We start from the raw sequence: 15,379 nt of genomic DNA, 5'->3' as shown, positions 1-15,379 counted from the left end.
TGGCTAAATTAGAAAAAATCTTCCGAAATTTGGGACGAATATCAGAAAAATCATTGTTAACGAAATCATAAAAAACTTTGAGTGTAAAAGCAAAAAAACATCTCGGTCAGCACTTTTTGACAGATGAAAACATCGCCAGAAAAATTGTAGAAGGCTTAAGCTTTGAAAACTACGGCAACATCATGGAAGTGGGACCTGGAATGGGCGTGCTTACTAAATATCTTCTTGAAAAAGAGCAGAAAATTTATCTTGCAGAAATTGATAACGAATCTATCGAGTATCTGAAAAAAAACTATGCAAAGGCAACTGAAGAAACCTTTGTAGGCGACTTTCTGAAGCAGGATTTTAGCTTTATAAATAATGAGCAGATTGCTATCATCGGCAACTTTCCTTACAATATTTCTTCACAGATTTTATTTAAAATCATAGATTATTACCAGCTGGTTCCGGAAATGGTAGGAATGTTTCAAAAGGAAGTTGCGGAAAGAACGGCCGCCATACCAAGAACCAAAGATTACGGGATACTTTCTGTGCTTGTGCAGGCATATTATGATGTGAAATATTTGTTTACAGTTCATGAAAATGTCTTCAATCCGCCGCCCAAAGTGAAATCAGGAGTCATCAGCCTGACAAGAAATCCCAAAGAAGGATTGGCAGGAAATGAAGTGCTTTTTAAACAAATTGTAAAAGCAGGATTCAATCAAAGAAGAAAAAAATTGTCGAACTCTTTAAAAGTATTAAATATTCCCGAAGCTTTGAAATCTCATGAATTTATGGATAAAAGAGCGGAAGAATTAAGTGTTTATGATTTTATTTCATTTACAATACTTTGGAAACAAAATCAGTAAAACAAAAAAGCCTTTCAATATTTTGAAAGGCTTTTTTCTATTAATAAACTCTAAAATTAGTCTCTGTTTTTCAGCATAATCCAGCCGGATCTGCTTAATTCTGTTTTAGTCTTTTTATATTGGAAATTGAATTTGTACCAATAAGTAGCAGTTGGTAATTTTTTTCCTCCGACAGTTCCGTTCCAAATAGGAGTTTCTTTCGAAAATCTGAACACTTCAACACCATATCTGTCATAAATTGACCCTGTAAAATTATTAAAATCTCCCAAAGAAGTAAGATCGATAACATCATTGACGCCGTCATTATTTGGTGTGATAACATTGTTGATGGCTACTGTGAAAAACTCAACAAATCCTACACAGCTTGTTCCTTTAATTCTTACCTGAATATTATAATTGGTATTGTTTGACAAATTTGGAAACACATTAGAATCCTGCCAGTTGATTCCGTCAATAGAATATTCTAAAGTTCCCGGAATATTATTAATGGCAGGATTGGCCGCAGTGGCAGTTAATGTATTATTTTCATAACTTATATGCGTGAAATATGGCGATGCCGCAGCCTGTACTTTTACTTCAAATTCTTTTTCACAGATTCCGTTATCAATAATCACGCTGTAGATTCCTAATTGATCCGCAACAATAGTCTGTGTTGTCTCACCTGTATTCCATTCGTAAGAATAATTGTTTCCGGCACCTGCATCGAGAATTATACTGTCTCCGATACACATTTCGACATCCATCAAAGGTGAAGCAATTGCCGGAACAACTTCTACAGTTACCGTGGCCGGCAACAAAGATTTACATCCTTTTGTTCCTATTGCGTATACCGAAAATGTTGTTGTTTGATTTACCGTTACTGTTTGGGTATTGCCTGTTCCCGGAAAATTATCCCAGAGATAAGTAACTCCTCCGCTGGCTGTAAGAGTAACGGATTCTCCTGCACAAACCCTAATTCTCGATGACGAAACATCAGCAACAGGAGTAACTTCTTTTTGTAATGTAAGCTCAATAAGTTTACTACAAAAACCTCCGTCCGAAACAACTACATATAAAATCTGACCGTCTGCTCCGTTGTAGTTTGCAGGATTGGGAATGAAGCTGTTATTTTGCGCCTGCGCATCTGCAAGGTTTTCATAAAAACGGAAAGTAGCATTCGGCGTTGGGCTGATTGAAGGTTTAGCATTATTTAAATCAAAAGTGGTAATATCCGGTGTGCTGCAAAGAAGAAATATTGCATCCTGAGCGACCGGAGTCGTTCCACCATTGATTTTAATTGATGCTTTACCCGGACAAGGATTTCCGGGAACACTTACTTCAATCATATAATTACCTGGCTGTACCGCAGTGATTGTATTTGTTGTAGCTCCTGGTATTGGAGTTCCGTTCAGAAACCATTGGTATAACAAACCTGGTCCGCTGGTGGAAGCCGTGATTACTTGTGGAACATTATCACATACATTTATTTCCGGCGGTAATTGAGCTCCCGAAGGATCTAATAAATTTACACCAATATCAAAAGAACCGGCTTCTAAAAAAACTGCCGAATCATAACTTCCGTCTCTTGCGTCAGCAAGCACCATTTTTATATGATAAGTTTGACCGGGTATTACAGTTGCCTGTGCTGTTAAAGGTATTGTTCTTCCGAAATAGTTGACCTGATTAGGCGGCAGAGATCCAAAATATTGTGCATTAATCGGACCGCATGAAAACAACGGATTTTGAGGAACAATATTGGTAGCGGAAACCGGTCCTGCACCACCAGGCAGGATAGCTAAATTCTGATAAGTTCCACCAACTGGCTTCAATAAGAGTGCAAATGCATCATCATAATTTAAGCAAGGATATCCTCCTGTATATTCTTCAGAAGCAAAGATATAGTTAAACTTCATTTGAGAACTTGTTGGTACGAAATCAAATTCTAAAACCACAGCATCATGAAGCTGCTGTGTAGTACCAATAGCTGCTACCAAATCCGGATCAGACATTGTACCTGTGCTTCCTAAAAGTACATCAACAATCTCATTGTTACCTGCTTCTTGCGCATAACCTGTAGTTAAAACAATCCCTTCCGCAAAAGGAAAATTTGTAGTTCCTTTGTTGAAATAACCCCAAAATCGATTGGCATCATTTACTGATTGATTGGGAGTAATAGTCACATTAGAAATATTAGGTGTTCCACACGAGCCGGAAGTTCCTACCAATACATCGGTAACCAGTTGTGTGGGTGTGTAATTGCTCTCGGGGTAAGGAGCCACATTTACATCAATATAATCTCCCGCTTTTGCATTTAAAGGAATGTTATTTTTTGGCTGAGGTCTTGCTATTTGAGAATAAATATTTTGTGAAATAAGAAATAGCGAAAACAGCAGTATATATCTCTTCATAATAATTTTGTTTCAACAAATTTAATTTATTTTTATAAAAACAGCATAAATAACTATATTATTTTACACAAAAAAATAAGACTGTCTCACAATGTAAAACAGTCTTATTGATGAATATTTTTAAAACTTAATTTCTGTTTTTAAGTAAAATCCAGCCTGATCTGAGTTCCAGTTTTTTACTTGCAGGATTCTCCCACTGCACTCTATACCAATAAGTTGCGGTAGGAAGATTTATACCTTTTAGAGATCCGTTCCAGATTACATTTGATTTATCTGCTTTAAATAATTCCGATCCATATCGATCAAAAATTGATGCAGCGAAATTTTTATACTTACTTATTCCGCTAAAATCAATAAAATCATTCAACCCGTCGCTATTTGGCGTAATAGCATTGCTGACAATAAATGTAAAATATTCTAATGATGTACTACATTCTGCATCTTTTACCCTTACCAAAATATTGTAATTATTATTTTGCTGTACATTATAAAAAATATTTGACGTTTGCCATGTGAGTCCTCCGTCAATAGAATATTCCAAAACGCCTCCTGTAGGATTGGTAGCAGTAATGGTAAGAACATTATTCTCATACGCTACGTTTGTAAACTGAGGAAGATCCGGATTAAGCAACTGAGCCGTAAATACTTTCGAACAAGTTCCATTGCTGATCGTTACAGAATAAGAACCCGGAATATTTGTAGAAATAGTCTGTGTTGTTGCACCGTTGCTCCACAAATAAGTATAATTTGGTCCGGCACCTGCGTCCAAAATTCCAGTATCTCCCGCACAAACATATACATCTTCCAGAGTTGAAACAATTGCAGGAACGACCTCAATCGTTACAGTAGCCGGTGTGTTGGAAACACATCCGTTTCCACCCAATGCAAATACCGAATAAGTTGTAGTAGCTGTTGGAGTAACAATTTGTGTATTTCCATTTCCTGGCAATCCAACCCAGTTGTAAGTAAAGCCTCCACCTGCAGTTAATGTCACAGATTCACCTGCACAAATTTTAAGTTTTGAAGCAGCCAACGTCGCGATTGGAGGTCCAACAATAATCGTTATTGTAGCCGGTAGAGCGGAAACACATCCATTAGCACCAATTGCCAAAACAGTATATGTAGTGGTAACGGCTGGTGAAACCACCTGAACATTTCCCGTACCCGGCAAACCCGTCCAATTATATGTTGCTCCGCCGGTGGCAGTTAAAGTAACAGATTCACCCGGACAAATCTGAGCCACAGAAGAGGTCACTCCTGTTACAGGTAAAACTTTATCCTCAACCACATTTACATTGGCAGTAAATGTACAAGTTAAATTTCCAGGTTGCGTTACATTTGTTACAGTCAATGTATAAGTTCCATCGGCATTTACAGTAGGTGTCAGAGTATTTGCCCCGGCAACAATATTTCCTCCTGCTGTTGTCCACACAATTGTAGAACCTGCCGGAATTACGGACGCGGAAGCATCCAAAGTTATTTGAGGTGTAGCACAAGTAATTACCTGAGGCGCAGCTATAACTAAGTTCGTTACTGCTGTTGTTAATAAATCCAATGTAACAACATATCTACAACCACCATTACTTATTGATACATATATTGTTTGATTTCCGGCACTTTGATACGCTGTAGGCACAGCAATGCTATTTGCATTCGCTGCATTGGCATCAGCCTGATTTACATAATAAGTAAATGTAACTCCTGTTGCAGTAGTCATTTGTCCTTGTGCAGATGTAAGATCATAAGTTATATTACCGCCTTGTTGATAACATTCTAAAAGGCTGGCATTTTGTACAGTAAAAGGTTGTGAAACTTCAATGGTAATTGTTGCCGGCGTTGTTGATACACAACCGTTTGCACCTACCGCTGTTACTGTATAAGTTGTAGTGGCGGTCGGGCTAACTGTTTGATTTGCACCGTTGCCAGTAAGACCAGTCCAGTTATAAGTTGCTCCTCCAGTGGCAGTTAAAGTAACAGCTTCACCAGAACAGATAAGAATCTTACTTGCTGTAAGTCCTGTATTTGGTGGAGTACTATTACCTGTCACTGTTACATTTGCTGTATTTGTACAGGTTACATTACCCGGGAAAGTGTTTGAAATTGTTAAAGTATAAGTTCCCGGTGCGTTTATTACAGGATTTAAAGTTGTTCCTCCTGAAACAATATTTCCTCCTGTTGTAGTCCAATTAAATGTTGAACCTGCCGGATATATAGAAGCTGAAGCATCCAATGTAATTTGAGAATCTGTACAAGTAAGCACAGCAGGATTTGCAATTGTGGCAGTAATTTCCGCCGCTTTTACCAACTGTAATTCTGCAACTCTGGAACAGAATCCGCTTTTTACCAAAACATAAATGGTTTGATTTCCTGGACTTGAAAAAGTAGTTGGTGCAGCAATTACATTACCGTTTCCAGCGTTGGCATCAGCCTGATTCAGGTAATAAGAAAATGTAGCTCCCGGAGTTGTGCTTATTGAGCCTTGTGCAGATGTTAAATTAAAAATAACATTTCCTGCTGCATAACAGCTCGTCAAAGTAGCATTCTGTACAGTAGGTGAAGTTCCGCCTACAATGGTTATGCTGGCTGTACCCGGACACGAATTTCCCGGAATTGTAACTTCAACAGTATAAACTCCAGGTTGTGTTGCGGTATAAGAAGGATTCGTTGCACCCGGAATTGGATTTCCTCCTAAAAACCATTGATAAGTAGCATTAGGAATCTGCACTGAAGCCGTAAAAGTTTGTGGAGCATTATCACATACATTAATTGAAGCAGGAAGCTGAACACCTGCAGGTCCTAAAATCTGAACCCCAATATCAAAAGAACCGGCTTCTAAAAATACTCCGGAATCATAAGCCGCATCCTGAAAATCTGCCAAAACCATTTTAAAATGATACGTTTCTCCCGGTATTACAGTAGCACTAGCTGTTAAAGGTACTGTTCGCCCGCTAAAATTTGTTTCGATAGCAGCATTGTTATATCCTCCAAAAAAAGTAGGATTTGATGGACCGCATGAAAGTGGCGAACCATCAAATTCGGTTGCGGGATGAATTGTTTTAACACTTACTGCATTACCGTTTGGCAAAACTGCTAAGTTTGTATAATTAGGATCCCCTACTTTTTTTAAGAGTAAAGCAAATCCATCTCCAATCGTACAGGGATAATTACCTTCATATTCTTCCGAAGCAAACAAATATCTAAAAGTAACTTGTGTAGCACTCGGTACAAAATCAAATTCTATATAAGAAGCATCTCTTAAATCTGCATTTGATATACCAAGAGCCGCAGCTAAATCTACATCTCCTTGCACGGGTACACCGTCACTTAATTCTGCAGCCTGAAAAGTATTTCCTGCTTTTCGTACATGTCCTGTTGTAAGTACAATACCTTTTGCAAAGGGAAAGTTTGTAGTTCCTTTATTGAAAAAACCCCAGGTTCTGTTTTGGTTGCCCACTGCTAAATTCGGCGACACAACCACATTACTTACATTTGCAGTAGAACATGCGGATCCGCCTGCAATAAGAACGTCTTTCACCAACTGCGTTATACTGTAAGAAGATTCTGGGTATCCAGGTGTATTTACATCTATAAAATTACCTGCTTTCATTGTCTGAGCAGAAGGTTTCTGTATGCTTTTACTTCTTTCTCTGACTTGAGAAAAAGCAAAATTTGCAAACAGAACTAAAAACAAAGCCAAAAATAAACTTCCTGCACTTTTATTTAACATTTTGTATTATTTTTAACAAAAATACTATTTTTTTTGATTTAAATTTAATTCAGCTTTATTTATATTATTATAATACAAGTTTTTTTCATTTTTATATTTAAATATTATTTTATATTCAAATTAGATTAACCCGTAATATTTATTCTTTACATAAATAACAGATAGATAATGTAAAGTTATTTCTGGAAATAGTTAATCAATCAATAAAAAGAAACGTTATAGACTTACATTAATAAAAAAGACCGATAAAATTATCGGTCTTTCTTTATTATTTATTTATTCAAAGTTTTTAAGTAAAATCCATCCTGTTTTCACCGTAAGCTTCTTACTTGCAGGATCTTCAAATGTCACCTGATACCAATATGAGGCTGTTGGCAACTTTTTGCCCTGGAAATAACCATCCCAATATGGTCTGATTTTTTCAGCTTTAAATACCGCTCGTCCGTAACGGTCTGAAATCACTGCCTGGAAATTTTTGAGATCACTTACTCCTCTGAAATCAATCATATCATTTACATTATCGCCATTTGGAGTAATTACGTTTTTCATTACAAACGTAAAATATTCTAAAAATCCTACACAACTTGTATTTTTCACCCGTACTCTTATCGGCACGACAATATTTTTAGGAACATTTCCAAAAACGTTTGAAGACTGCCATGTCACGCCATTATCGATTGAAAATTCTAAAATTCCGTTGCTCGGATTACTCGCTGTAATGATCATTGTACCATTATCATTGTAATCTACATTTATAATTTCAGGAATAACTGCCTGAATCACCTGCGTTGTGAATACTTTTGAACATACGCCATTACTGATTGTAACCGTGTATGTACCCGGTGTGTCTACAGAAATTGTTTGTGTTGTTGCATTGGTATTCCAAGAATAGGTATAATTCGGTCCGGCACCTGCATCTAAAGTAATTCGGTCTCCTTCACAAATCATTCCGCCTTTAAGATCAGATACGATTGCAGGAACTACTTCTACAACTATCGACACCGGCTGCAAAGATTTACATCCTTGTGCACCGATAGCATAAACAGTATAAGTGGTATTTTGTGTAGGAGAAACTGTGCGAACGCCACCTGTTCCGGAAAAATCACTCCATTCATAAGTAACTCCTCCTGAAGCGGTTAAAGTAACAGATTCTCCTGCGCATATTTTTAATTCTGAAGCTGTAAGCTGAGCAATAGGTGTAGCCTCTTTCTTTAAAGTTAAAGTAACTAGTTTACTACAAAATCCACCATTGGAAACCACAACATGTAAAACCTGGCCATCTGCGCCATTATACATATTCGGAGTAGTAATAAAGTTATTATTCTGCGCTACCGCATCTGCCTGGTTTACATAAAACTTAAACACGGCACCAGCACTTGTACTGATAGAAGGTTTTGCTAAATTTAAATCAAATGTGCTAATGCTTGGTGTAGTACATAATTTTAAAGTGGCATTTTGAGCCACCGGACTTGTACCGCCAATGATTGTAATTGTTGCTTCAGCAGGACAATTGCCTCCAGGTACAACAACTTTAACTGTATAAACTCCCGCCGAAGTCGCAGTATATGATATATTTGTGGCTCCGGGAATTGCTACACCATCTTTATACCATTGAAATGTCATACCCGGAATTGCTGCAACCTGAGCTTTCAGAATCCGCGGTGTATTATCACACATATTGATGGTTTCAGGTAAAGGGTTACCTGCATCATCAACAATACTGATTCCAATATCAAAAGATCCTGCTTCTAAAAATACAGCAGAACCGTAGCTGCTATCACGAGCATCTGCAACTACCATTTTTATATGATAAGATTGTCCGGGAACTACAGTAGCTTCTGCAGTAAGCGCTGCCGTAATACCGTTATAATTGGTGGCATTGGGTGATAAAGAACCGAAATATTGTGCATTAATAGGACCACAAGAAAAGCTTCCAGGTAAAATATTCGGAACAGATACCGGTCCTGCACCAGCCGGCAAAATTGCTAAATTCGTGTAAGTGGAACCTGGCGTATTAGGCTTTAGCAACAAGGCAAAAGCATCGTCATACTGTGTTGGAGGACACGGAAAATTACCTTCATATTCTTCAGATGCAAAAATATAATTAAACTTCATTGTACTGCTTGACGCCACAAAATCAAATTCTAAAACAGCCGCATTATTGATCTGTGTTGTTACCCCAATAGCAGCTATAAGATCGGCATCGCTTCCTCCGCCGTTGCCATCACTCAAAGTAAAACCTTCAGCAACATTTCCGGCTTTTCTTGCAAAACCTGTTGTCAAAACAATTCCTTCCTGAAAAGGAAAATTTGAAGTTGCTTTATTAAAATATCCCCAAAACCTGTCGTCATTAGTAACAAGCTGGTTTGGACTAACAGTAACGTTTGAAATGTTGGGTATGCCACAACCTGCAGAATTCCCCACCAATACATCGGTAACGAGCTGTGTAGGAGTATAATTGCTTTCGGGATAAGGTGCCACATTTACGTCAATATAATCTCCTGCTTTTGCATTAACAGGGATTTTTTCTTTTGCAGGAGGCCTTGTTTGCTGAGCATTAGAAAAAACACCGAATAATAAAAGCAGAACAAAACTAACCTTAAAGTAATTTTTCAATCTATAATTTAACATTTTGTTATTGTTTGTCCAAAAATAACAAAAAAAATTCTAAAACCTTAAAATTTTGCAAAATCATTTAAAAGTTAGTAACATATATTTAATATGCGTTAAAATAGTATATTATTTGTTTGCTTTTTTAAGTGAAAATTATTCTTTTCGCAATTCATCAATCATTTTCTGAAGCTCCGAAATCTTATCTTTTAAAGTAATTATTTCGTTGGTATTGTTGCTTACATTACTTTTTAAAATGGTGTTTTTTGCCCTTTCATTATGATCTTCTTCTTCCTCTTCTTCGTTGATTTCTTCAATATCTTCCTGAATATCTTCAATATCTTCTGTAATTTCTTCCAGATCTTCACTTATTTCTTCCAGGTCTTCGCTGATCTCTTCAATATCTTCCTGAATATCTTCAATATCTTCGCTGATCTCTTCGATATCTTCCTGAATATCTTCAATTTTTTCATGGCTTTTATTCACAGACATCTGGATAAAAATGGCAAGGTAAATAGCTTCCAAAGAAACAACGGTTGTAAGGATAAGCAGCATTTTGTCAAACTCTACAATACCCAGCGCAGGAAGCAGAAAGGATATGGTAAAAAACAAAGTATGGGCAATAAGTGAAGGAATAGAACCAATCCACCAGGTAATTCCGTTGGCTATTTTTTCTAAAAAATCAATTTTTTCGTGTGATTTTTCCATCGTTTTTTGTGTTTAAAATAATTCTTTTGTGACGCCCAAACCAAAAAGTGCAAAATCATATTTGGCGGGATCTTTTTCGTCTAGTTTTCTGATTATTGCATCTAGTTCTTCAACGGTTTTCCAGTCATTTTGTGTTCTTGAAATCAAACCTAATTTTCTTGAAATATTTCCTGTATGAACGTCCAAAGGTATTGATAAATATTTCGGATCTATATTTTCCCAGATTCCAAAATCTACGCCACGTTTATCATTCCGGATCATCCAGCGCAAAAACATAATGATCCTTTTTGCCGAAGAATTTTTGTAAGGCGAACTTACATGTTTGTGGCTTCTATGTTTTTCAGCTTGCAAAAACTGGGCCCTGAATCTTTCGATAGCATGATAAAAATTGGTTTCAGAATTATTAATTATAAATAAATTTTCTAAGCTTTTATTCACCTTATAAATCCTGTTAAACTGCCTTATGAAATAGATAAAATCTTCTCCGTTGAAAGTTCTGTGAATACTTTTCCCTTCAATCGATTTCAAATCATTTTCAGAAAAATTCATTACAAAATCATAAGGAGAATTTCCCGTGATATCAAGCATTTTTTCTGCCGATTTGATAATTGACTTTCTGTTTCCCCAAGATATTGTAGCCGCCAGAAAACCTGCAATTTCAATATCCTGTTGTAAAGAAAAACGGTGCGGAATCTGAACCGGATCGAGCTGTATAAATTCCGGATTGTTGTAAAGATCGGCCTTTTCGTTCAGAAAGTCTTTTAATTCTTCAAAATTCAACATATCATTTAAATTTTCACAACTTCCAAAGCTTTTGGTAAAAAAGTATTAGGGAAAACATTCCGTGCTTCATCTGTAAAAACTGTCAAATCGCCATATCTGTTGGAAAAGTGACCCAAAATCAATTTCCCGACTTGAGCCTTTTGCGCAATAGTTGCCGCTTCCAAAGCCGTTGAATGGCCTGTATAATCCGCCATTTCTTTCAGATCGTGCAAAAATGTAGATTCATGATACATTACCGTGACATTTTTCACAATCGGAATTATACCTTCCAAATATCTTGTATCACTGCAAAACGCATACGAAACCGATGGCGCAGGCTCAATGGTCAAGATTTCGTTTTTAAGAACATAACCATCGCTCAAAGTGAAATCTTTTCCTGCTTTAAGATTGTGATAATCACAGGTTTCGATCTCATTATATTTAGAAATTTCTTTCATATTGAGATGCCTGTCTTTTAGTTTTTCCTTAAAAAGATACCCGTTGCAGTAGATTCTGTGATCCAAAGGAATTGTATAAACTTCTACCCTGCTGTCTTCATATATTTTTTCGGAATAATTTTTATCCAGCTCATGATAAACCACCTCAAAGCCGCGGTGGGTTTCGGTAATTGTAAAAATAGTTTCAAGCATTTTTTTTATTCCTTTCGGTCCGTAAACATGCAAAGGAACTTCCCTGCCGAGCAATCGAAAAGACGCAATAAGACCTGGCAAACCAAAGCAATGATCGCCATGAAGATGCGAAATAAATATATGATTGATTTTTGAAAATCTTGCTTTTGCTTTTCTCAGCTGCACCTGCGTACCTTCGCCACAATCGATAAGAAAGCACCTTTCTTCCATCTCAAGAAGCTGAGAAGTTGGCGATGTATTGATGGTGGGAATTGCTGAATTAAAGCCCAGTATCGTTAAATAAGTACTCAAATCAATGGTTTATTGGGGTAAATGTACGGATTTAGGTTAAGGTTAAGGTTAATGATCTCAAAGTAAACATTAGCCTAAAATTATTCTTTTACTTTCAGATAATCCAAAAATAAATCTAAAGCTTGTTTTCGATGGCTGATTTTGTTTTTATCTTCAGGATTCATTTCTGCAAAAGTGTTGCCATAACCTTCAGGAACGAAAATAGGATCGTAACCAAAACCTTTGAAGCCTTTATTTTCAGTTAATAAATTTCCATGAACTCTTCCTTCAAAATACTGAGCCCCATTTTCATCATAATAACATAAAACCGTGATGAAATAAGCTTTTCTGTTTTCTATCCCTTCCATTTCGCTTAAAACCTTTTCAATATTTTTAGCAAAATCATGATCTCCAGCGTATCGTGCAGAAAAAATTCCGGGCCTTCCGTCTAAAGATTCAACCACCAAACCGCTGTCGTCACCCAAACTTGGAATTCCTGTTTTTTCGAAGCAATATTTAGCCTTAATTAATGCATTGGCGTTGAAAGAATCTCCGTCTTCCACAATTTCCTCATGAATATTGTAATCGGTAAGACTTTTTATGACAAAGTCATTTCCTAAAATCTGTTGAATTTCTTCTTTTTTATGTTCGTTGTGGGTTGCAACTAATATTTCCATTTCTAATTTTATTTTTTTATTTTATCTAAACACAAGTTTAGCTTTAAATTTCGGCATAATGTACTTTATATTTCGTCGTAAATAAATAATAAAACAAAGAAAAAAGTACAATTCCTATTGACAATATGATCCATTCGGAAACTTTGAAGGCTTCTGAAAAACTTTCATTTTTTGTATAAAATATTAAAATTGATGAACAAAGATTATTGAAAGCATGCAAAAGCATTGGCAAAAGCAGAGATTTGGTTTTATAATAAACCAAGCCCAAAACGCAGCCCAATAAAACTGCTCCGACAAACTGCCAAGGATTCCCGTGCACCAGACCAAAAATAATTGATGCAAAAACAATCGCCTTCCAAGGTTTTACTCCTTTATTGATCAATCCTTTCTGAATGATTCCTCTAAAAATAATTTCTTCAAAAATCGGCGCCATAATAACCGCCGTTATCACCATTACAACAGGATTATCTGTTAGCTGGCTCATCAAATCAGTAAAAAAATCATAATATTTACCAAAAAAAGGTCCTGTAATCGGAATCTGAGAAGTAACAAATTCTCCAATAAACATCATGCCCAGCATCATTGGGAAAATAAGCAGATAAGTGTAAAAATTGGTGGGTGAAAAGTTGAAATTCAATTTCCTTTTAGTGGTTGGCCGTACAACAAAGAAATCGAAAAACGCAATTGAAGTAAGAAACACAACTGCATTAGAAACCATCAAAAACCAATCTTTATATTGAAGATTTTCTCTGAAAACAAACATCCAAAAAACATTGAAAAAACCGACAAGCATTGATCCGACAACAAAACCACCTAATAAAACAATCCCGCCAAGCCATGTAAAGGTAAACTTCGGATATTTACTGTTTTCCATATTTTTTCTACAATTTTATAGAAACAAAGATAAGTATTTAAAGGAAATTATTGGAAGTGAATTGTCAATTGTTAATCGTGAATTTTTATTGTGAATTGTTAAATTTTATATCATAAACTCTTATCATTAAACTTTAAATTTTAAGCCATTTTAAATTGATTTTCTAATTCCATTAAAAATGACGATTTTTGCAACTTCAAAATACAATATGTCAGACTTAATCAAAGAAATAGAGAGAAGAAAAACTTTCGGGATTATCTCTCACCCCGATGCCGGAAAAACCACTCTTACGGAAAAGCTGTTGCTTTTCGGAGGTGCAATTCAGGAAGCGGGCGCTGTAAAATCAAACAAAATAAAAAAAGGAGCTACTTCCGATTTCATGGAAATTGAAAGACAAAGAGGAATTTCCGTTGCGACTTCCGTATTGGCTTTTGAATATCGAAATCATAAAATCAATATTTTAGATACGCCGGGTCACAAAGATTTTGCTGAAGATACTTATAGAACTTTAACAGCTGTTGATTCTGTAATTGTTGTAATCGACGTTGCAAAAGGAGTTGAGGAACAAACAGAAAAATTAGTTAAGGTTTGTAGAATGAGAAACATTCCGATGTTGGTTTTTATCAATAAACTGGATCGTGAAGGAAAAGATGCTTTTGATCTCTTGGATGAAGTTGAGCAAAAGTTAGGATTAAGTGTTGTTCCGCTATCTCTTCCGATCGGAATGGGCGCAGATTTTCAGGGAATTTATAATATCTGGGAAAACAATATTCAGTTATTTTTAGAAGAGAAAAAACAGAAAGTTGGTGAAGCCATCAAATTTGATGATATCAATGATCCGACAATCGACGAAGTTATCGGTGAAAAAGCGGCAAAAATTTTAAGAGAAGAATTGGAATTGATTCAATCTGTTTATCCGGAATTTAATCGTGAAGATTATATGAATGGTGATTTGCAGCCGGTTTTCTTTGGTTCGGCTTTAAATAATTTTGGAGTACGCGAATTGCTGGATGCTTTCATTGATATCGCGCCAATGCCGCAGCCAAAAGAAAGTGAAACACGATTGGTAAAGCCTGAAGAACCTGCATTTACAGGTTTCGTTTTCAAGATTCACGCCAATATGGACCCGAAACACAGAGACAGACTTGCTTTCGTAAAAATTGTTTCGGGAACATTTAAAAGAAATGAAAATTATCTGTTGGTAAGAGAAGGTAAAAAAATGAAATTCTCTTCTCCAAATGCTTTCTTTGCAGATAAAAAAGAAGTTGTAGACGAAAGTTTTCCGGGAGATATTGTGGGGCTTCACGATACAGGAAGCTTCCGGATTGGTGATACTTTGACAGGCGGAGAAAAACTGAGCTTTAAAGGAATTCCGAGCTTCTCGCCGGAGCATTTCAGATATATCAATAATAACGATCCGTTGAAAGCGAAACAATTGGCTAAAGGTATCGACCAGCTGATGGATGAAGGCGTTGCTCAGCTGTTTACGCTGGAAATGAACAACAGAAAAATCATCGGAACCGTTGGTGCGCTTCAATATGAAGTTATCCAATATCGTCTGGAGCACGAATATGGCGCAAAATGTACTTACGAGCCACTTTCTATGCATAAAGCTTGTTGGGTAGAAGCAGACGAAAAGTCTGAAGAGTTTAAAGAATTTGCAAGATTGAAACAGAGATTCTTGGCCAGAGACAAATACAATCAACTGGTATTTTTGGCAGATTCGTCATTCACGATTCACATGACGCAAGAGAAATTCCCTAATGTTAAACTGCATTTTATAAGTGAATTCAGACAGAATTAATTTCCAGCTTCCAAGCATAAAAAAACCGTTCAGATGAACGGTTTTTTGTGAATTTCATTTAT

The 15,379-nt window shown here is 36.3% G+C and carries 10 protein-coding genes; 2 read left to right on the top strand and 8 right to left on the bottom strand.

The genetic code is table 11. From position 1 onward, the window contains the following. Positions 1–77 precede the first annotated feature (77 nt). The gene (gene rsmA, locus AC6CHK_RS04910) at positions 78–848 is read left to right on the top strand and encodes a 16S rRNA (adenine(1518)-N(6)/adenine(1519)-N(6))-dimethyltransferase RsmA (RefSeq protein WP_498094119.1); all 771 of its coding nucleotides are present in this window, start codon (positions 78–80) and stop codon (positions 846–848) included. A 56-nt stretch (positions 849–904) separates the two neighbouring features. Here the strand turns inward: rsmA and AC6CHK_RS04905 are convergent, their stop codons facing one another. From AC6CHK_RS04905 to AC6CHK_RS04870, 8 genes are all read right to left on the bottom strand, one after another. Continuing rightward, on the bottom strand, positions 905–3,235 hold the full coding sequence (locus AC6CHK_RS04905; RefSeq protein ID WP_498094117.1) for a choice-of-anchor L domain-containing protein: 2,331 nt from the start codon (positions 3,233–3,235) through the stop codon (positions 905–907). A 127-nt stretch (positions 3,236–3,362) separates the two neighbouring features. Then, entirely contained in the window at positions 3,363–6,962 is a 3,600-nt protein-coding gene (locus AC6CHK_RS04900) for a choice-of-anchor L domain-containing protein (protein WP_498094115.1), read from the bottom strand. Positions 6,963–7,238: 276 nt separating this feature from the next. Then, positions 7,239–9,593 (bottom strand): choice-of-anchor L domain-containing protein, encoded by a 2,355-nt coding sequence (locus tag AC6CHK_RS04895; protein WP_498094113.1) that lies wholly within the window; start codon positions 9,591–9,593, stop codon positions 7,239–7,241. A 135-nt stretch (positions 9,594–9,728) separates the two neighbouring features. Further along, a complete protein-coding gene (locus AC6CHK_RS04890; RefSeq protein ID WP_498094112.1) occupies positions 9,729–10,280 on the bottom strand; it encodes a coiled-coil domain-containing protein in 552 nt (183 codons plus the stop codon). A 12-nt stretch (positions 10,281–10,292) separates the two neighbouring features. Then, complete coding sequence (locus AC6CHK_RS04885) at positions 10,293–11,063, bottom strand: TIGR02757 family protein (protein WP_498094110.1); 771 nt, start codon at positions 11,061–11,063, stop codon at positions 10,293–10,295. Positions 11,064–11,068: 5 nt separating this feature from the next. Further along, positions 11,069–11,983 carry a ribonuclease Z gene (locus AC6CHK_RS04880; protein WP_498094109.1) on the bottom strand — a complete coding sequence of 305 codons (915 nt, stop codon included), beginning with the start codon at positions 11,981–11,983 and terminating at the stop codon, positions 11,069–11,071. 80 nt (positions 11,984–12,063) lie between these two features. Continuing rightward, on the bottom strand, positions 12,064–12,639 hold the full coding sequence (rdgB, locus tag AC6CHK_RS04875) for an RdgB/HAM1 family non-canonical purine NTP pyrophosphatase (protein WP_498094107.1): 576 nt from the start codon (positions 12,637–12,639) through the stop codon (positions 12,064–12,066). Positions 12,640–12,682: 43 nt separating this feature from the next. Beyond that, entirely contained in the window at positions 12,683–13,513 is an 831-nt protein-coding gene (locus tag AC6CHK_RS04870) for a CPBP family intramembrane glutamic endopeptidase (RefSeq protein ID WP_498094106.1), read from the bottom strand. Between the two features lie 208 nt (positions 13,514–13,721). Here AC6CHK_RS04870 and AC6CHK_RS04865 point away from each other — a divergent pair, with 208 nt between their 5' ends. After that, positions 13,722–15,317, top strand: coding sequence for a peptide chain release factor 3 (locus tag AC6CHK_RS04865; RefSeq protein WP_498094104.1), 1,596 nt, complete (start codon positions 13,722–13,724; stop codon positions 15,315–15,317). The last annotated feature ends 62 nt before the right edge of the window (positions 15,318–15,379 follow it).

This window comes from Chryseobacterium sp. GQ58 (assembly GCF_059758895.1).
The sequence above is the reverse complement of the archived record's forward strand: the minus strand, read 5'-3'. Positions and strand labels throughout refer to the sequence as shown.

Coding starts and splice junctions, on each gene's coding strand:
- AC6CHK_RS04905 (WP_498094117.1), bottom strand. CDS start 3,235: ATGAAGAGATATATACTGCTGTTTTCGCTATTTCTTATTTCACAAAAT.
- AC6CHK_RS04900 (WP_498094115.1), bottom strand. CDS start 6,962: ATGTTAAATAAAAGTGCAGGAAGTTTATTTTTGGCTTTGTTTTTAGTT.
- AC6CHK_RS04895 (WP_498094113.1), bottom strand. CDS start 9,593: ATGTTAAATTATAGATTGAAAAATTACTTTAAGGTTAGTTTTGTTCTG.
- AC6CHK_RS04890 (WP_498094112.1), bottom strand. CDS start 10,280: ATGGAAAAATCACACGAAAAAATTGATTTTTTAGAAAAAATAGCCAAC.
- AC6CHK_RS04885 (WP_498094110.1), bottom strand. CDS start 11,063: ATGTTGAATTTTGAAGAATTAAAAGACTTTCTGAACGAAAAGGCCGAT.
- rdgB (WP_498094107.1), bottom strand. CDS start 12,639: ATGGAAATATTAGTTGCAACCCACAACGAACATAAAAAAGAAGAAATT.
- AC6CHK_RS04870 (WP_498094106.1), bottom strand. CDS start 13,513: ATGGAAAACAGTAAATATCCGAAGTTTACCTTTACATGGCTTGGCGGG.
- AC6CHK_RS04865 (WP_498094104.1), top strand. CDS start 13,722: ATGTCAGACTTAATCAAAGAAATAGAGAGAAGAAAAACTTTCGGGATT.